Genomic DNA, 21,571 nt, shown 5'->3' on the forward strand with positions numbered 1-21,571 from the left:
TCAAAATACAAACTCCGATTCCAAATCAAAGCTCAGCACCCCTGAAAATGACTGGCCAAGGCATGAAAACTGCAAACTGCTAAACGGATTAACAACCATGCTGCAGGCCAACGGCCCTGAGAGATTAAACCCCGGTTGCCAGAGCGCTTCAGGCGGGCGAACCGTGTAAAAGCTATCTTGCTCTGCCGCTAGAAAACCCGCACGCCAAAATCGATCGGCATCACGGCTTGGGATGTTGTCTAGCCATGCGCGCCCCATATCAAACGCAGAGCGGCCAGCTAGCGGCGGCCTTTCTGGCCGCGCATCGTCAGCAAGCGCCGCACCCAGGCCATACGCAATCAACGGAAACTCTCGGTCAACCCAGCCACCCATGATGTTGGCGCGATTATTAAGAGAAACTAAAAATACGCCCTGATTATTAGGCCCAGTTTGATATAAAAAGGCATGCCCACGCTGATCAATTAAGCCAAGACGCTCGCCAGAGCCCGCCGGCAATGTAATGGTGTTAGCAGACACCTTAATGAGCCGATCTTCCATGCCCAGCAACTGCCCCCGTACGCCAGAAGCGGTGCCCGTAACGCCGGCTGGCGCGGCCTGCCAAAACAGGTTGTTTGCCTCTATATTGGCCGCCATGCCCGGGTTAGCACTAACTACCTGCTGTGCACCTGCATTAATGCGCACGTCTCCGCCGGTTGCCAGCCTGGCTAGCTGCATCGTACCGCCAGTAGCCTGATAGTCGATCGTGCCCGTATTCGAACGGGTGATACTGCCCGCTTCCATGCGAATAACCGATGCCCGATATTGCACTGGCCCGGCCAAAACATCAGATTGTTGAGTGATCGTGCCGCCGGCTGTCAGATCAAGCCGGCTGCCTTGCAGATTGGCGCCCAATAATTCCGCATCTTCGCCAGCCTGTAAGCGAAGCGCACCCCCCGCATTAACGTCACCTAAAAACTGAATGCCACCCCCAGTGGTGATATTCAGCGCATTACCGATGCCGCTGGTGCCATCGAGCTCAACATTGCCACCGGCTTGCAGTTGTAACGAGCCTGAGGCATTAACACCTTCAGCCAGGCGAATATCTCGCTCGGCACGCAGGTCAACCAACCCATCAACCTGCAAATCAACGGGTACCGTCGCGAGAATGTCGCGGCCTGCCGTGATATCTAAAGTGCCATCGACCAGCAAGTCTTGCAGCGCCAAATCACCAATATCGTTTAGCGCCACATCGCCGGCGTTGGTAATACCAAGCTGGCCCGAAAAATCATTGGCCCCTAACAAGCGCACGGTCTCGGGCTTTTCAGTCAGGCCATCAACCGCGCGCAGCACCGTATCGCCCTCTACCATCAGCGTGGCGGCGGTTGTTTGCTCAATGGCGCCGCCACTGTTGAGGTTTAGATTACCGCCTACCACGCTGCTTTCAGTAAATAACGTTGCGTTTTGCTCAACAATCAAGGCATTGCCCGTTGTGCCCAAGCGCAGTGAGCCTGCCGTGAAGTCAGCATCTAGACTTGAACCCATATCAACAGAGGCGCCCCGCAGCCATGCCTGCCCATCAATCTGAATAACGGCGTTTTCTGTATTAAGCACGGTGCCATTGGCGGCATCCGCTATTGCCACTAAATCTCCCGTGAGTGTGGTGTTGCCTAGTAACAGATCACCCTCCGTGTTCAGGTAGGCATCGCCCGTATCTACTAATACCTCACCCCCTAGGGCATGGATGTTGTCTAACGTAATGGCTGTGGCTTCAAACTGGCTGGTGCCGGTGGTTTCTAGCCGCCCACCTGCAGCCCGATCCGTTACATTTCCATCCGTTATCAACACCAGTTCTGCCACGGCGCTGGTGTTGGCAAATACCACATCGCCGGTGTGCGTAATCTCTACGCGTCCATCGCTATTAAGGGTTAGTGCATCGGTGCTCAAGCTGCGGCCATCGCCCTGCCCCAGATTAATGCGGGTACCGGTAAAGCTTGCATCTCGGGTAACCGCAATTTGAGCGGTGGTTGTGCTATCCAGCGCACCCCCCGAAACCACCGTTAAATTGCCACTCACCGTTTGATCGCCCAAAGTTAATGCATCAAGGTCGGTAAGCGAAACATTGCGCCCCACCGTCTCCACCGTGCCACCAAAGCCATGGGAATTAGTAAGCGTGATATCCCGCTCTGCATCAAATTTGGCTGATCCTGAGATATCGAGAATACCCAGCGCGGTGTTACCAATGTCTCCAGCGTCTACCGTGATATCCACATCGCCGCCCACCTCAGAAACACCGGCAAAGTCAAAGCCACTGGCCAGTGTTAAGGTGACAGCATTGTCGGTTTCTAGACGCAGGCTGCCTACATTTAGCGCAGCACCGGTTATGTTGGTTATGGCGCCGGTGGCTGTAAGATCAGTCAGATAGGTGATGTCGACCTGATCGAGCGCTAGCGCACCGGTCACATTCAGCGTTAAGGCATCGGCTTGCGCGCTCACGGCATTGCCTGAAAGGTCATGTCCATTATCCAGCGTAATGGCATAGCGCACATCGGCCTCGTCAACCGCTGTTAAACTGACTGGGCCAGAAGCAGTTAACACCCCACCCGCTTCCTCAAGCTCGCCATCGTCCATCGCGCCAGCGCTTTGCAAGGTAACGGCGGCTGCACTACTTGCATTGCTCAGCGTCATCGCGCTGTCTTCGGCAATATCAACCGCGCCCCCGGTGGTAAACCGGACTGATCCAAACTGCGTGGTGCCTGCCGTATCAACGGTAATGTCACCATCGTTTTCTGCTTGGAACCAGGCCTCGCCGCCTATCTCAATACGCTCATCCGCGCCGTTTGCCAGTAAAATCGCTACGCCTTTAGATTCACCATTATCGGCTTTGATATGGGCATCTCCGGTGATGGTGATTTGCGCATCGGCTGCCGTCTCGATAATTCCGTCTGAACGCATAATCAGGCTATCGGCCGTATTCACGCCGTCTATGCGGATATTGTTGCCATTGGTGGAGTTAACAATGGCCTCACCCGTTGTATTAAAGGTAATGGATTCCGTTTCAAAGGGCGGGTTATTGCCCACTCGCAGGCTGGCTGCAGTAATATCTGTGCGTCCACCCACCTTAATACCGTTTCCAGACTGCGTAAGCGCACCCGTTACCCGAATCGTTAGATTGCCATCCGTACGAGTCTCATCGAGCACCAGATCGATACTATTTTCAATTTCAATATCATGTTCACCGGTGTTTTTGAGCGACACCGCGCCGCGGAACTGGTTATCGGCATGATCCAGCGTTATCGCCCCATCACCGGTAATGAATTGGGTGAGCCCGGCCTCAGCCGCTTGGGTAATGGCACCGCTTTGAGTGATATTACCGCCGGCGGTAACCGTGAGCGCGCCACTGCCTAAGGTGGCTGCATCTAATGTTAATGCCTGCGTACCGCCCTGGTGGATGGCCACATCATGCTCACCACTGTTTTGCAAACGAACCACATCAGCAAACTGGTTATTGGCATGATCAAGAATAAGACTACCAGCCCCGGCATCAAACCGAGCAAAACCACTCACCGTTAACGCGCCGCTTTGCGTAATGCCCACACCGCGCACCACAAGGTTGCCCGACACATTCATTTGAGCCAGGTTTATTGCAGACTGACTAGACACCACGGTGGTATCGCCACCATCAATTAGCGTGAGCGCGCCACTAATCGTATAGTCTTCTTCGTCTAGCAGGATCCTGGCCCCTTCAGACTCGGTCAGCATGATGGCATCGCCCGCCACCTCAATGGTGTTGAACTGAACAATGTTGCCCACCACCGTGGTTAAGTCTAAATTGCCAGATAGATCAATTTTGCCAAGCTCAAGCGTTCGTGCGCTGAGCAGCTCAACGCTCACAGCTTCTAGCGCAACCTGCCCCACAAAATGATTGTCGCGGTCAGTTAGCGTAATGCCACCCGTGCTGGTTAATGAGGTAGTGCCTGCTACTTCTAACTCAGCACTTTGGGTGATTGCACCATCGGCATCGATCGACAGGTTGCCTTTAATATCAGCGCCCGCTAGCAAAATGGCCTGTGCCGAGCCAAGCTCAACATGGCGTGCAACTAAAATCTGCAGGCCATCATCAAAGGTATGCTTGCCGGACAGTTGAATGTCATCATCTGCAGTAGCGCTGAGAACAGCGGCGCCGGTTACCTCAAGCACGCCAGTGCCGGTTAAACCACCGGAGGCCACTAAATTAAGCGTACCGCCAATGGTGCTGGTGCCGCTGAGCTCTACGGCGACATCTCCGCTTAACTCTAGGTCTACATCAGCGCCAACCTCAAGCATGAGGCTGCCAACCGTTATCTCAGCATTTAATGTCTGGTTCACCGAGCCGGTGGTCACAAGCGTGAGCTGATCAGATAGCGCCACCTGATCAAGTGTGATTGCGTTGGCCTTGATGAGGGCAGACTGACCACTCAGTGATAGCGTGCCATCGAATTGATTGACGACTGTTCCGTTGGCAAGAGAGATAGTCGCCCCTGCGCCCACACTCAGATTGGTATTTCCATCAACCTCTAGCACGGTTGTGCTATCGCTGGTAATGCCCGTTTCGGCATGCAAGTCGAGATCACCGCTGATTGTGCTCACACCCAACAGCTGCACCGTGCCATCTGACTCAATGGTGACATTGCCTGCTGCCGTTATTTTTAAGCTACCTACGGTAAAACTGCCGTCCGCCGCTTGAGTAATAGCCCCATCCGCGTCAACGCGCAACTCGCCACCCACATCAATTGCGCCAAGCTCAAGGGCTGAACCGCTTTCTAAATCGAGGGACCCGGTTGTTTGCACGGCATTAACCACCATGTTGGTGGCGTAGATGGTTGTTGCCACGGGCAACACTGCCGCCGTGCCATCGGTAAGACCTAAATTGACGCTGCCGGTGACCGTATTACTCAGCTCACCCACATGCAGGTGTGAAAACCCGCTAATCCGATTTAATTCGGCTTGGTCAAGGGTCAGCTGATCACTATCACTGGCTGAACCCCCTAACTGAATACCCCGGTTGGCTTTTTGAGTGTGGATTGTGAGCTCGCCATTGCCGCTTATTGCGGCATCAATTTGCAAGGCGTTGGTTTCCAGCGATACATCGTTATCAACGCTCACGGTATCGCCCAAAATAATCGACTCTGCACCGTTGATTGTGAGCGCCGTGGCATCGACTGCCGCATTTAGGTTGGCTATGCCGCCATCAAGCTGCAGGTTGACCTGATCGCTTCCATCGGCACCGCCCTGCACGCGATTGGCATTAATGGTTACGCCACCCGCCTGCCCCGCGTTTTGACCGCTCAGCACCACATTGCCACCAAATCGCACATCATCTGCGCCGGTGATATTCAGGTTAGCGCCATTTTCAAGGGTAACCCCCTCGGCAAAATAGATATCACCGGTAGTTTGCAGATCTAAATCAGCAGACAGCGTTAGCGCTTTGTGGAAGGTAACATCGCCACTGGCATCAACGCTGAGCGTATCGGCTAAATCCAGCGTTTCATGAAAATCGATATCGCTGGCATCTATAATGCTTAAGGTTTGTAGCAACCCGGTTGTTTGCGTTGCGCCGGTGCCCGCACCAATCGCGCTAAAGATGCTCACGGCGCCGCCATTGGTAGCGGTAAGCGTTAGCGCACTATTGGCGGTCTCATCATGCGCTGCCAGGTAAAATGGCGTACTGAGGCCATCGCGCCCCAGCGTAATATCGCCGCCGCTGGTTAGCTCAATATCGCCATCCACACGAATTGAATCGTCGATCACGATATTACCGGCCATTTCAATATCGTTGGCCAAGCGCAACGTATTACCCGAACCAACCAACTGGAAGTTATTGCCCATCACCTTGCCATCGATAATCAATGTATCGGCATTGATATCCACATCGCCCGACCCCGCATTAGTTGTGCCGGTCAGGCGAAGTTCCTCATCGCCATTTGAGGTGATGTTAAGCCCGTTGCTGGTCAGGTTATTGAGGTTGGTTTTGGTACCTGCCTGTCCATTCAAGTTCAGATTGGCCGACTTTTGGGTAAGGAGTTGCAAGTGGCCGAGAACGCCAGTTGAAATGATCCCGTCAATCGTTACCTGAGTATTCGAATTGATTGCGGTGCCGGCATCATCGGTATCTACCCCATCAATTTGAACAAACTGGTTTTCATTGTTGTGCGTGTTCAGATTAACGTTGCCGCCCTTGCTATTAATTAACCCGCCAATGATTTCTGTGAGGTTATTCAGGCTCACATTCAACCCAGGTTGCTTACCCACAATTTCGATTTGTTTGGTGTTGGTATTTAGCTCGGTTTCTAATTCCGTCCCAACCGTCAGCTTGTTGGCCGTAATCGTCTTTCCGTTGCCCTCAATACGCTTACCGGCTAGGCGAATATCCGATGTTGCGGTGCCCACATCATCACCAATCACCACCTCATCCTGAGTGCTTTCTAAGTCTAGGGCTTGGCCGTTTTCAAGCTGCAAGTCAGTGACGCGAATGGTGCCGGTGGCGCGTGAGCTCAAAGGCACAAAGTCATCCGATGCACCCTCGCTTGAACCGATCTGCTGATTGGTTACCGCAAACCGGCCCGAGACCACAGTATCTCCCTGCACTGGTGCCTCATCGGTGCCCTCAAGCCTGCCTAACTCAATGGCTGCTTGCGACACACCATCCTGAGTAAAATCGCCAGACTCATTGTTGACAACGAGATTGGGGCGCTGCGCATTGCCAACAGCAGGCAACTCTGTGCCATTAATGGTGATGTTGTGCGCAAACACCTGATAGGCGTTGGGGCTGGCAAACGCTGCACGGCGGATGTCGCCAATGGTGTCGAGCGTGACGGTGGCGTTTTGACGATCGTTGGTTTCGTTACCCACATCGATGCGGCCCAGGTCGATGTTGCCTAGCGTGCGGACATCAAAATCATTCCCCACGCTATCACGGAGGATCTGAACATCACGCAACACAAGATCACCACGGCTGCGCAGGGTGATGGCGCCATCGTCGGTGCGCAGACGCTCTACATCCAAATCGCCAGTCTGACGTAGGTCGATATCACCAACATCCGTGCGGATATCCACTGTTTGCACATCGGTGCTCAGCGCCACATCACCCACTGATCGCACCGATAGGTCGGTTGTGCGCAGCAAGCCATTCGAACTCATCGTGAGTCGATCGGCATTGATCTCGATGTTCTCGGTGGCATTGATCACGCCAGAACCAAAACTCAGCTCTGCCGGTTCTTCATCATTACCGCTTTGTGCATCTATGCGCAGCGCCGCCAGTGGATCGAGCGCAGACAGACCCGCCACCACGCCATTGACGTTAAAGCTATTCTGGGTGCTGACAAAAATGGTTTCTTCGGCTCTAAGATCAACCTGATCGACCGCCAACGCAGGCGCATTAATCGAGATGAAGCCGGTGCCGCGGGCGGCGGCAGAGTCATCGTTAACTGGCGCAGGCACATCGCCGATGACCTCGAGCGCGCTCAAGCTACCTTTACCCTCGGCACGCATCACCAGCCGATCGATCACCACCGGATCATCAGTAGCATCAAGGTCAGCCCAGCGCTCAAGACTGCCGTTGACCAGCACATTGGCATCTGAGCGCAAGTCCACTAAGGCCCGCGCCGCCAGATCAGCATCGATCATCAACGCCGCACCAAAACGGCCGGCTTCATCGCCACTGTAGGTGGACTCGATGATGATGCGGTTAGCCTGCATATTCTCTTCGAACCGCACGGTGCGATCGCCGGCATCGCCCGCTGGGTCACCAAACTGGAAGCGGCTGGCGCGGTATTCGAGCGTGCCCGGTGCCTGATCAAACTGGCGGAATGCATCGAGCGTGCCGCCAGTGGCGATCAGCGCTAGGTTGTGAAAGCCGGTGATCGGGTCATCCTCAGCGTCTGTCCAACCATCGGCCGGGCGATCGATACGCAAGGTGCCAGATTCGGCCACGAGTTTGACCGAACCACCACCACTGGTCATGTGTGCGTCTGGCCCCAGTATTAAATTTTCCTCGGCACTCAGCGTGATCGTTCCATCGCCAACCAGCGTTACCGTGCCCACATTCAGGCTGCGGCCCAGCACCGTGGTGCTGCCATCCCCGTTGCTCTGGGCGCCATCGGCCTCGATGATTTCCCGATCATTCAGCTCGATGTTACCGCTTTGACTCTCTGCATCCAGACGGTTGATCGCCACCTCAAGCCCGGTAATACCGGTTTGTGCAGTGAGGTCCAGACTTTCAGCGCGGATCATCACTGCAGACCGGTCGGTCATGCCAATAATATCGGCATCTGAAGTCAGCGTGACGGAGCCGACGGCGCTATCGCGGGTGGCATCAAAGTCGGCCTCGGCATCCGGTGTGCCTCCAACGCTGTCATCAAAACCAAAAAAGCCCAAGCTGCTACCACGTAGCCAAATGTCTTCCACCACAATTCGCTGATCTGAATCGACCGTCAGATCCCCGCCATCCAGCACCATGGTGCCCAGCGTCAGCTCAGTGCCAGATTGGTCAATAATCAGATCCCCTCTGCGCAGCTCGGCATCGAGGCGACCGGTTTGTGTGCGCAGATTGATTGTGCCGCCGGCCGACAACACCAACTCAGCAGCTTGCAGCGCTGGGCTGCTGGCGTTGACGTAGGTGATGCCACCGGCAGCGTTCAGCTCGAGTCGGCCTGCGCTCACCACCTCGCCGAGAGTCAGTTTCGCCCGGGCATTGGCAGCCGCATCGGTATCATCGGCGTCTTGAATGTTTTCGGCGAGGGCGGTTTCGATTTTTACCGACAGCTCTGAGTCTTCACCCGTCAAGTTGGCCGAGGTGAGCGTGAGGTCGCCGGTATGGCGAATCAGCATGTCGGCGCTCTGACCTGCCAGGTGCAGCGCGCCAATGTTGGTCAGATCGGCGCGCACCAATTCATTCGCCTCAATGTGTAGGCTATCGGCAATGACGTTTGCGCCGGGCATCAGTTGCTCAAAGCTGTCAGCATCTCCGCCTTGGATAACGGAGCCGCTAGCCTGCAGGGTAACTGACCCCGTCTCACCAAGCGCCTCCACCAAGGCCAGTGGTGACGTGCCATTATTGGTCTCGCCCGGCCGCAGCACCACATCACCGCCAGTGCTCTCCAGCGTGATCGACTCCCCTCGAACCGCGCCAGTCACCACAACGTTGTTGGCAGCGGTGGCCATGACTGATTGGGTATTCACCGGAGTGCCCTCGTCTTCAGCGGAGGCGCCGACCTCGCCATTCACGGTCATGCTGCTGCCCGCATCCAACGTAATCGTCTGACCCTCAAGCACACTGGCTGCAGCCACCGACAAGCTGGTTCCGGCATCCACCGTCAAAGCGGCATCAGCCGCCATGCGACCACTCAGCGATACACTGCCACCCGTTGAAATTCGGATGTTATCGCCCCGCAAAGAATCGGCCTCAAATTCGGCAACGGACACTTCTTTTGAATTAAAGCCCGGCACTTGAACTTCTTGCGCGTCCAGAGTTACCACCGGCTCACGCCGCCAAACATTGCGCTCAACCTCGGTTACCGTCTCTTCACGCACCGTCTTCACCGCATACTCTGTGCGCAGCTCGGTCAGCGGGGTGGGTTCGTAGACAACGCGCCAGTCGTGGCGAATGCGGGGGTCGCGGATTTCGGTTTCGTTTGATCGCCAGTCGTAGGTGAAATCACTCACCGTCTCGTTGACAAATACGTCACGTGACAACCAGAGCTCCAACGACGTTCGATAAATGAAATCGCCGGACGAGGCTGGATCTTCATATTTGTCGTAAGTGACTAAAAAGCGGCTCACTAAACCGTTTTGGGCATTAGAACTTCGGGTATCTGAATCAATATAATAATCAAAAAATGAATTACGTGCTTTATCAATATCTACGGTGTTATCTGAATTAGCCTCAGGCAATGCTTCCGATCGATAGCCGTTAAACCAAGTATAAAACCTAGATACCCCGTCTCTATCCGAGACACTATTTGTATGCCAGCGCATCTCGTTATTTGCAAAACTTGCTGAGTCTTCAGTCACAAAGGTAATGACCCGGCTAGCATCAAGCACATCAACCGATAGAAAACCTCTACCTTCTAACGTGTCGCCAATTGGGCCTTGCCATGGAACCTTGGAGCTAACACTTGGGTTTACATTACTGCCGAATATATCTGAAAACGCAGCTACAAACTTGTCATAAAGATCCCCGGTTTTACTTCTACCGCCATTGGTTGTTTCCGCGATGGTAAACAAGACATAGTCTTTTTTGTTGACTTCAGTCCAGCTTGCTACTTGAGTTGAAGTGCTTTGAGTGTCCTGAAGCAAGAGCTCGCCCGTATTCGTCTGTAGGGCAGTTAGATAGGAATCTCCTGCTTGCACTCGATTTGCAGACAGCTCAGCAGGTGATGTAGAAGCGGATCGGACAGCATTATTTATAGAATATTCAACTGCCCAGCTGGGAATCCTTTGGAGGCTAACATTACCAGTGTCATCCGTATTAAATTGTCGCTGGGCTTGGCTGAGATTGGTCGGGTTTACTCGCCAAAATTCTTGACGAGTATCACCAGAGACGTCGAGATATCTTTTTGAGACGTCACCGGGCACACCTGTCCACTGGCTACCAACTTGTTCATATAAAACGTTGACTCTATCTTTAAAGCTTCCAACCAAAGCGCCGGGCTGAGAAGCGTTAAAAACAGGCTCGTAACCCAGATAATTAGCAACGGCTGCTTTTTGCGATCTGCCCAAATCAGCCCATGTGGCATCATCACCAGCAACTGGAACACCGAGCAACTGCCATGAGATGTCTTCATTTCTATAGTCTGCATCCTGGCCACTGCCTTGAACAAAGGCGTTTCTAACTGTGCCATCTGCGGCACGATAAATTGATGAGGTAAGATCAGCACTCCAAACTCCATCAGTCAAATTGGTCTCACCGTTATCATCAACCAATGCCTGTGATACGGCCCTCGAAACAGCCCGTTGGATATCATCCTGCGCGCCATCAGGTAGCCGAATAGCCATATCGCGCCAGCCTGCAATGTCTGGACTAACGACCACGTCTGGGTTGCCATCCCAGGCCGGCGTTTGCGCCGCCGTGGTGACATTGCCACCACGGACTGTTATTTGCTCGGCATTGGTGTAACTGAATTCGAACAACGGTTTGTAACCGAGGTGATTTAAGACAGCTGTTCTTTGTGCATCATTGAGTTCGTCAAACCTTAGGTAAGTTGAACTATTCGAGTCAGCTGTAACAGGTGTCGCTTTCCGGTTAGGCTGTAATTCGTTGCCAGCATTATCCCAATTTACTTCGTCATTCTCGTAATCATGCCCTTCAATAAAGTAGGTGCGCTCTGTGTTAGTTGAAGTGTTGTAATACCCCACCTGTGTTAGCGTCACATTCATCGCTAGGTACTGCTCGCCAACAGTCACGCGTTTTTGAGCGACCACTTCAAGCCGGGTGGTTTCTTCCCAAGTGACCTCCGGCACAAGGATTCTGCCGACAAAGACATCACGATATTCTTCGGTTTCAACCGGTACAAAACGTGTTTGGGTGATCAGCGTGGGAACGCGGATGCTACGCACTACCTCATCGCCTAGGCTGGCATCAAGGTTAACGTTGCCGCCCGCCTGCAGCCTGAGTGCGCCTGTGGCGTTAGCAAGGCCGGTAGTGAGGATATGGATATCCGCATTGTCAGCAAGGCCATCAGTATTAACGCTGCTGAGCAATGCCTGCGTGTCGGCACTCAGGCTGATACCGGCGCGCAGGTCGATGTCTGCCGTGCTGTGAATCTCGCCGTTGAGCACGATTTGCCCCGCCGCGTTAATGAGGGCACGGCCGTGTTGGCCTTCGGCATCGAGCCGGCCATTAATGGTAACGGCATCACCAATCAGGTGAATCAAGCCATCCTCGGCCTTTAGTGCAGCCAAACTATCGACCAACACATTATCAGCCGAACGCACCGTGATTTGGCTATTGGTGCCGGTGGTGGTGAGATCTGCGCCACCCAGCAGGTTAATCTGCCCTTCGGCGGTAAGCGTGATGGCATCCACCGCGGTGACTTGCCCTGCCCCTGTGAGCACGTTGTCGCCGTCTTCTTCACCATCACCAATCGAGATGTGCCCACCGGTTGACGTGAGCGAGACCGTCCGTGCAATCAGCTCATCACGCAACAGAATCGAGGCACTGGCTGAACCGGTGAGTATGCCGCCGGCCTCAAGCGTTGGCGCCGCGCCCTGATCGATGAACAAGCCCACACCGGTGCGGCTGGCATTGTTATTAGCGCCACCAAACAACTGCACCTCGCTGATAGCATTGACCTGCCCGCCCGCCAGCCACAGCAATCCGGTGGATTCGAGGTTAACGGTATCCGCCTCAATACGCGCCAAATTGCCGACTTTGAGCAGATCACCGCTGGTGCCGGCGAGGTCGGCCTGCCCGGTTGCCACCGTGACGGTGCCAGACGCCAGCAGCAAAGCTGGGCTCTCTGCTACACCAAATTGGATCTCTTCTTGGAGAGTAATAGTGAGCTCGGCGGTGCCGGTGCCAACCGCCTCAGTCCAAATTGGATTACCGGGGTCTTCTGAATTCGCAGTACCGCCAGCAATCAGGCGCCCGGCCAATTCTGCACGGGTGGCTTCAATGGTCAGGCTGGAATCAGCCGCGGTGGTGTACAGATCGGTATTACCATCAAGATTGAGCAGGTTACCCGCAACAATGCTGAATTCCCGCCCAGCGCCAGTCATCGCCAAATCCGCACTGGCAATGACGATGTTCTGATCTGATTCCAGTCTCAGCGCAGTGGGAATATTGATTTCACCGCTTACTTCGAGGCGCTCGGTAGCATGCAGGCGGGTGGTGGCGGTGCTGGTAGCGTCGGTAATCTCAAGCGTACCGGCAAAGACCAACTCTTTGGCACTCAGATCGATAGACTCGGCGGCGCGCACACCGCCCTCTTGCGTCACGGTCAGCGTGCCACCCGCGCTAAAGCCAATGCGTTGCACACCGATGGTGCTGGCATCGAACACGTTGCTGATGGTGAGATCCTCGAGCGAACCGAGCACGAAACTGCCCGCCGCCTGATATTGCCCAGCGCTCAGGCGCAGCTGCTCGGTATCGCCCACTAGCAAGCGGAGATCATTGCCAGCCTGCAGCGCCGCCGCGCCATTGCCCAGCGGCTGTACCGTCAGGTCGCGCTCAGCGCTCAGCTGAATCCGCCCGCTATCCCCAGTGGTGATCAGCCGTGATTCACTCGTAATGGTAAGACCGGCACTCAAACCGCTAAGCGCATCCTCGTCGGCGAGCACGGCCGCCGTAGCATCAGTTTCAACGGCAGTCAGATCGAGATCGATGCGATCATGCGCACGCAGTTCGCCCAGCACCTCCAGCCGATCTTGGGCGGATACGGAGATGCGCGAGGAACCCGAGAGCGTGGGGGTAAAGACTCGGTGATCGGTTGTCAGCGGGTCGCCATCGGCATCGTAGCGCAGCGCCATATCGCCACCGCTGGCCACAAAGCCCCACAGTCGGGCGCCACCCTCGGCAATCAAATCAATTTCGCCATCGGCCGAATGCACGGCCATCTGTGCAGTCGCGGGCATGCGGATTGCAATGCCGTCGTTGTTGCCGCTGGCATCCTCTCGGCCACCGCCGCCGCGCAGGCTAATGGCGCCACCGGCGCGCAAGGTACCGCCAACTTCAATCGTGCCGTTGCCGTTTGCCGCGGCCTGACCACCCAACGCCAGCTGCCCTCCAGCCACTAAGGAGAGCATGGCAGCGCTGTTGATCCAGGTGACCGTATCTTCGCGAATATTGTTTTCAGTGGTGCTGAGCGGTGTGCCACCAGCCAGCAGCGTGCCCAACACCTCCAGATGCTCGGCGCTCTCGATCTGCAGCGCCGGTTGCTCGGCATCAATGGCTGCTACCCAGCTGTTATCGCTGAGCCCTGCTCCCACCGTGACGCCGCCAGCTGCAGTGATACGCACGCCAACGCCATCAAAGTCAGTTGCCACGCCGCCCTTCAGCACGGCCTGCCCTGAGGCCGCCAATGTGGAGGCTACGCGCAGTTGCTGATTTAACGACTCAGCATGAATTTGGTTATTTTTGACATCAAAGTTGATGCCCTGCTCACCCGAGCTGGCGCCAGCGAGTACCACACCCTCTAGGTGGACGGCCTGCGAGCCAATCAGCTCGATCCGCGCATCCGCGCTGGTGGTACGCAAAATACTGGTTGAAGCCACCACCAGGCTGCTGCCATCTTCAGCCGCACCACCTTGGTCGATGCGCTCGATACCGCTTTGCTGCACACCACCATACAGCGCGATATTGCCGCCCACAGTGGCGTCGCCTTCCCAGTAGATCCACTGATCCGACTGCAAAATCAGGTCGGAGCGTGCACCGCGCAGATCGATGTCACCACGGATAAGAATGGCGCCCTCGCCACTGACGCGCAGATCGCCATCATCACCGAGCGTAGTCAGCGTGCCGGTCAACAGGAAACCGAACTCGGGGTTGTTGCTGCCCGCCGCCTGAAACAGGCGATGATCATCGGCCATGCTGTTGAAATACGCGGTGCGGTAATTCTCGCTCGATTCAGACTGCGGACCGTAATTGCCCATGGTGATGCTAAGCCGGTCGGTAGCATTAACAGTACCGGCAATCCACAGCTCTTCACCCGCAAACAGGAACACGCTGGCACGCTCACCGGCCACTTGCGGCTCGACGCCATCAAAACTAACCCCGGCGGTCACCGCTGACGCCGAACCCAGAATCATCGCCCGCCCGGATTCTAAGGTGATAGTTGAATCTGCCGACTGCGCAGAAACCGTGGCATTTTGCGCCAGCACCAGTTCACCCCCGGCAATAACGCGAATAATTGCGCCGTCTGCGTTCGTGGCCGTGATGGTCTGCACCGTGACCGAATCGTTAGTCTCAATCCCAACATCGCTGGCAGTGGCGGTTAGCCCGTTATTATTGGGATCATTAAAATCAACACGCAGGCCATCAAACACCTGCAAAACCAAACTCTCTACTTGATGACGGTTTTCTATCAACATGCCTTCAGTAAGGGCTAGGGTGCCGCCATCGCTGGCGTTGCCCTCATCAGCAATCGCAATCTTTTTCCAGCGCTCGGTGTTGGCATAGTCTTCACGCGCTAGATCAACGGTTGCAGCATCGCCCAGATATTCATAAAGGCCGTAATCTGCTCGGGAGTACTGCACACGCAGCAAATCACCGGTTGCCAATGCACGCGCACGATTAACCGAACTTTCTGTTCGTCTATCGGTTGTAGTTGCATAATCTGCAGTGATTTTTTGCCACGCATCCTCATCCGTGAAATCTTCTTTGGCCAAATCGCGCTCGGCGGCCGCACCGAGGTAGCGGTAGAGCGCGTGGCTCAACCCGATCACATCACCCACCCCAGCCTGAGCCAAAGCCTGCTGCTGCTCCTGACTCAATTCATCAAACTGATCAGGGCGCTCGATAATGATGCGATCACCCACCACACCGATAGCCCCGTCTGTGCCCGCATTAAGCTCAATCGTGTTGCCCCGCACCGCGGTGTAGGCGCTGGTAACCTCTGAGCCCAAATCGGCCGCATCCACATGCGGGTTGAGGTATGTGGCAAGCCCTGCACTTAAGCGGTAATCCACCCGCCCATCTGAATAGCCATCGGCACGTAGCAAGTCTTTAAGAACCTCTGCACGCGATAGCCCCTCGATGCCGCTAGCTGCAACTACCGCATCGCCGTTAATAATGTTTCCTGAAACGGTACTTAAGGTGACATCGCCACCGGTGGATTCCACAGCCGCGTTACCGCCTGACCAAAGCGTGGGCCGCAATAGCACCAGATCACCGGTTTGTTGCTCGATGGTAATGTTGCCAGCCGCGCGAACCGCCACACCACCGGTGCCCTGGGTATTACTCTGAAGCTTGATATTGCCAACCGCGCCGTTCGCTGCGTCCAGCTCAACTCGATTACCCCGAATGCTCAGCTCCTCATTCACATCCGGTCCAAAACTTAAAATTCCGTCCACGGCGCTGAGGCGAACATCTCCGATAGTCGACTCAATGCGCGTGGCGCGTAACGAAGCCTCCCCAGTTTCACCCACACTAAACACATTGATATCAATATCGTTTTTGGCACGAATATCACCGGTGCCCGCGCCGCCCTCAAGCGACATTTTGATATGCCCGCCCGCGTTTAACACCGGAGCGCGGCCGTAATAGGCAGCGCCATCGGCAAAGCGAATATTGCCATCTGCGGTTACGTTCAGCGTCATATCGCCGATACGCACATCACCCCGGAAAAAGACCGAACCACCCCCCGTGACATTGATGCCGGCATCGCCCGAGCTTGAAATCTGATCGATAATTACCGGGTAATCGGCCCGAATGGTATGAGTGTAGAAATCTTTAAACCCAGTTTCGGTGGTTGTTTCGGTGTGATGGGTCTTTTTGCGCAGCCAGCCACCACCGGTAGTCCAATTACGCTGGTTGTAGGTGTAGTTCTGAAAGCTATTGTCATAGCGGTTAGCACCCGGTGCCTCAAACTCACCCTCAAAGCGGCTACCTTTACTCCATAGCTCTCCATCAGAGTAATCAGCCTCAACCAACTCAACGGGTTGATCAGGGCCAACATAGGTATAAATGATGCCGGTAGAAATCACATCATCACCGCGCCGGAAGGTACCATCCACCACGCGTACTTGGCTTACCCCGGCACGCATATCAACTGCGGTATTACGCTTTGTTTCAAAATTAAGCGCGTAAACAACCTCAAAGCCAAGCAAATCTTCAGCCCGGTTAAAATTCTCTGAGGTGATTAATGTCTCAGACTCCAGCAACGGCCTCTCATCGCTATACTCAAATCGACGGAATTTCCAGCTGCGGTCTTTAACCAAGAACCCCCAATCTCGCCCAACAAGATTAAAAGAGCGCTTCTCGTACTTGCGAATTTCAGTTTCGGTAAACGCCTGCCCCTCAACCCAACTGTAAAAAGTGCCTTCCTCAGGCTGATAAAAAATACGATGCTGGGTATCGCGTAAAGGGTTATAGTCGGCTGCATCTAAATTGCCCGCGTCTTCCCACGCTGTGCGTTGCGCTGCCAGCGCGGCAATGTTGTGGGCTACCGTTGTGCCATCGTCACTGTAGTTAATGCGTGGCAGCCCGTCTTCACCGGTTGTTAGGGTGCCCGTGAAGGTCTCTTCGGTAATTTCACCCTCATCAAAGGTGTAGACCGTGCGCTTAAGTCCATTGGTGTCATTAATGGTTAACAGCCCAGGGCTTGATACCGCAAGGTCAATCCCGTCAAACACCAGATCATAGTCTGTTCGATTATCTACGCGCAGACTTGGCTTGCCATCTGCAATCAGGATTTTGCCCGCGCCCGTATTGAAGATTTCGCCCGTTACCGTGACACGGCCAGGCGTTGTCGCCAGCTCTTCAATCACGACCGCCTGACTGGCGGCATCAAAATAGCTACTAAACGGCACTTCACCAAATGAAACACCGGCCACTAATACCTCAGGGGCACGAGTATAGGTGTCTAAAGAGCGCCCGCTTCGGACATCACCAAATAAGGCGGTTGTTTCGGTGGGGGCAAAATTCTCGCGAATCGTTAATTCAAGATCAGTAACACCACTTTGCAAAATGCCGTTTAAATTCAGGTAGGTGGCACTAATGTTGATTTCGCCACGTGCCACCACTCGCGTCGGCTCACGGTCGATAATGGCCTGCTCGATGGTTTGCGCAAACGTGCTGGCTATCCCGCCATTAAACCGTAAATCCAAAACCTGGCCATTTTCGGAATCTCGCGCTGCTTGATAGCGCTCGGCGTAATTCACCAGCTGCCGCGGGTCGCTAAAGTGCTGCCAACCTTCAACATTCAAATCAAAATCGCCGGATGCCTTGACATCTAAGGTGGCGGCACGAATCTGCCCTGAAACCTCAACACTGCCCATTCGGTTATCGAGCGTTGCGCTGCCATCATCATTCACCACCGAACCCAGCACAAATAGGTCACTGGGCCCTGAAAGTCGCTCAATAATCAGCTCGGGCAGGCCTAATAATCTTGCAGGTTGGCTTTGCTGGAGGATGCTGATTTCGCTTTCACCCGTTTCGGCCACGCCTGTTAACGACTCGCCAGACAAATACACATTGCCGGGGTCAAGCTCTAGCATCCGGCCATCAACCGGTTGAATGATCCGGCTATTGGCAATGGCCACATCATAAATACGCATCTGCAACGGCGTTTCGTTACGAATATCGATTTGTGCGCTTGCAGCGCCGCCGATACGCCCAGCTGTAATGCCGGCATTCAACGCGTCACGATCGGTATCGACGCCATCAATACGAACTAGGCCTGCCGCGGCATATAGATCGGGAATGTCGAGGAAAACTAAATCCAGCTCCTCAGCCACCACATACTCAGTGCGCCCATTAACGTTAACTTCCTCACGCAGGCCCAATCGGTCTAATGCCCGCTCTACCAGCTCGAGTTGCGATTGGTAGCGTGCCACGGCTTCTTCATTTTCCGCATGGCTAATCATCCACCCGCGCAGCGTGTCATAGCGCTGAATCAGCAGATTGCTCACGGTATCTAAACTCACGCTTGGCGCCGCAACCGCTACAGGCTTAATCACATAAAACCGATTCTCAAGCGCTGCCAACACCGCATCACGGGTGGCTTTTTCTTCGTCATCCAGCCCGGTGGCATCCAAATTGGAGAAATCGAGCGCGGCATACTCCATGCGCTGATCAGACAAGACCCCGAGTGCCGTTTTCTCAGCCTCCGTCAGGTCTGTACCCAGCCGTGAAATATCAAAATCGGGCTGATTCGGCGCGCTCACCGGCAGCACATGGAAAATCAAATCACTGGTAATGCCCGCTTTAATCTGCGTGGCCTCAGCAACAAGCACTTCTTGCGTGGCGCTGACCACCTGACCGCGGCTGGTGCGGTCATTACCGTAGGGGATGCCAGATAAAGACAGTAATGAGGTAGCTTCTGTGCCGCGATCATCCTCACCAATGCCTTCGATGGCCCGCAACTGCACATTCCCAATGGCCTGAATGCGCGTGGCACCGGTTAAATCAATTCGATTGCTCTCGGTAATCTTTAGGTCGGCATCGGGGCGTGCAAGGTTGGGGAAAATGCTAACCGCGGTGGCCTGCGCATCGGCATATCCGCCTAGCTGATTCACGCGCCCGCCGCTATCAAGCCCCGTAAGCAGCTGCACACTGCCACCACGAATTAGCGCATTACTGGTCTTAATCAAGTTTAAGGCATTGACTCGGCCCACCGCTTCAGCACCCGTTACCCCGGTTAGAATCGAGGCGGTGTAAAGATTCGCACTGGGGTTTGCACTACTAATCGTGCGCGCGGAAAGAATCACATCGCCGCTGTCATTACGCAGGGTGGAGGCACCTACAGCAATACCCGACTGCGTAGCGGCATCAATTTTGCTACGGCCTAGCGAGAGGTTGAACCCGCCCACGCCTTCAACCCTAACGCTATCAACCGCAAAAACATCGGCAAGGCTTGAAACTTCAATACGCCCGGGCGCTTGCACCGAGCCGGCTACCTCAATACGGCTGTTATCACCTATCTCAACATCAGCACTAAACCGACTGCTATCGGTGCCAAACAGGGTGTAACTCCTTAGCACACTCACGTTTGCCGCACCGGCAGATCCAGCGCGCAAATTATTTTGCTGCGCATACCGGTCTTTAAGCCCAATATTGACCGCATTAATAAAGACATTGCCGGTGGCATCTATTGCCACCCCGTCACCAATTCGTGAAAGCGCCGCACCCGTGAGGCGCGTTTCGACCTTTGCCCCCGTGCCGGTGGCTAGGCCAATGGAGCTTGCATTTGCCCGCGCATCGCCGGCCTGCTGGTGGCTCGATGCCACGCTTAAATTAGTAACCGTAATCTTTGACCCATCAGCAATTTGGGCAATCACATCGCGCGTGTCCACCACCTCAACCTGTGCACCAGCAACCGCGGCCAATAATGCACCACTGCTCGATTCGCCTTCAGCAAAGACCGTATCCAAGGCACTAGACTGAACATTGAGTCGGTTTGCCGTAAGCGTGGTTGATTGGCCCAAGCCCGCGCGCACATTACCGCTCGCACTGACCTTGGCGGTAGTTACCCCCACCGCAACGCCGGTACTTGCGGCAAGACCGGCCGCCTTACCGGAACCGGTGGCTTTGGCGTCTGCCGATACCACCACCGCGCCACCGGCGTTCACGGTACCGCCGTCAATTAGCGCCTCAACGGGATTGTTCAAGGTGACGCGCGAAACACTGCCAGCCGCTGCTGCGGAAATAAGCCCAACCGATACGGCGGTGGCTTTGACCTCGCTGCTCGCGTTTACCTCACTAGTGGCCTGCAGCGTGACATCTTGAGCGGCATCGAGACGAGCGGCATTGGTTGTGCGCGCTTGGGTCAGGTTTTCGATGGTAACGAGTGACTCCGCACCACCACCAGCAAGGCTGCCACCTAAGCTCACCCCAACGGCAACGGCCGCCGCGGCGGCCTCCGAATTGACCCGCGCGGTATCTTTTGCCGTTAGCGTGATGCTGCCTGCCTCGCTCGTCACGCGGCCCGCGTTAATTTCTGCCTTAATCTGATTATCAATTTGGTTATCAGCCAGCGCCACGCCAACTGCTAGGCTTGCAGAGACCAACCCAAACGATGCCGCCACTGATGCAGCACGCACGGTTGCATCAATTTGGGATTCATCCTCAGCCCGCAATATCACATTATTTTTTGCCGTTAGCGTGCTGCCAATACTTTGCGCCGTCACATCAATACCAATGCGATTACGTGCATCAGACCCGGCGCCAGTAGCGGCTACTGAAACCTTACCGCCAGCCAATGCCGCACTTTTGGCATCTACCAACGCTTTAATGCTGGCATCGTTATCTGCAGTCAGCCTGAGCCCACCCTCAGCGGTTAAATTAACGCTGTTGGCCGTTGCGCTCACCTCACCGTCTATGGTGTTGGTGGCCTGAGCAGACCCAATGGCAATACCCACACCAACGCTAATGCCCGCGGCCACCGATGCCGCCGCCGCCCGCACCTCCGCATCAATCTGCGTTGATTGACGGGCATCCACATACACATTGCCGGCACTACGCAAGGTTGAGTCGCGCAGCTGCGCCTGGGTAGTGGTTGTGATGACATTACGCGCATCACTAAACGCCCCAGAGAAGTTAATACCGGCCGTGCCACCCACACTTGCCGCCGCGCCTAGCGCAAACACCAACGCATCAATTTGCCCGTCACTGCGTGCCCGCACATCCAGCCCGGTGCGGCGAGTCTCCAGCAAATCTAGGTTGTTGACCCGGGCAACTACCGAACTGGTAATACGATTTTGCGCCACGGTGGCTGCCACCGATGCCGCAATGCCAACATTGCCACCAAACGCCGCCGCTATGCTTGCCGCGCCAACACGTGCGTTAATTTCTGCGGTATCCCGTGCGTCTAACAGCACATTACCGGCACGCACCCGGTTGCTGGCATCACCATCAATACTGGCAAGCACATCAACATGAATGCGATTAACCGCACCCACC

At 55.0% G+C, this 21,571-nt stretch carries 1 protein-coding gene (only partly in view); it reads right to left on the bottom strand.

What is annotated here, in order from left to right; all coding sequences use genetic code 11:
• Positions 1 to 21,571, bottom strand: the 3' portion of a protein-coding gene (locus GH984_RS10450) for a hemagglutinin repeat-containing protein (RefSeq protein ID WP_153720168.1). The gene runs 10,721 nt beyond the window's last position; 21,571 of the gene's 32,292 nt are visible here — the last part of the coding sequence; the start codon falls outside the window, past its right edge — the gene reads right to left on this strand; its stop codon occupies positions 1 to 3.

This window comes from Spiribacter salilacus, assembly GCF_009649225.1.
Lineage (GTDB): Bacteria > Pseudomonadota > Gammaproteobacteria > Nitrococcales > Nitrococcaceae > Spiribacter > Spiribacter salilacus.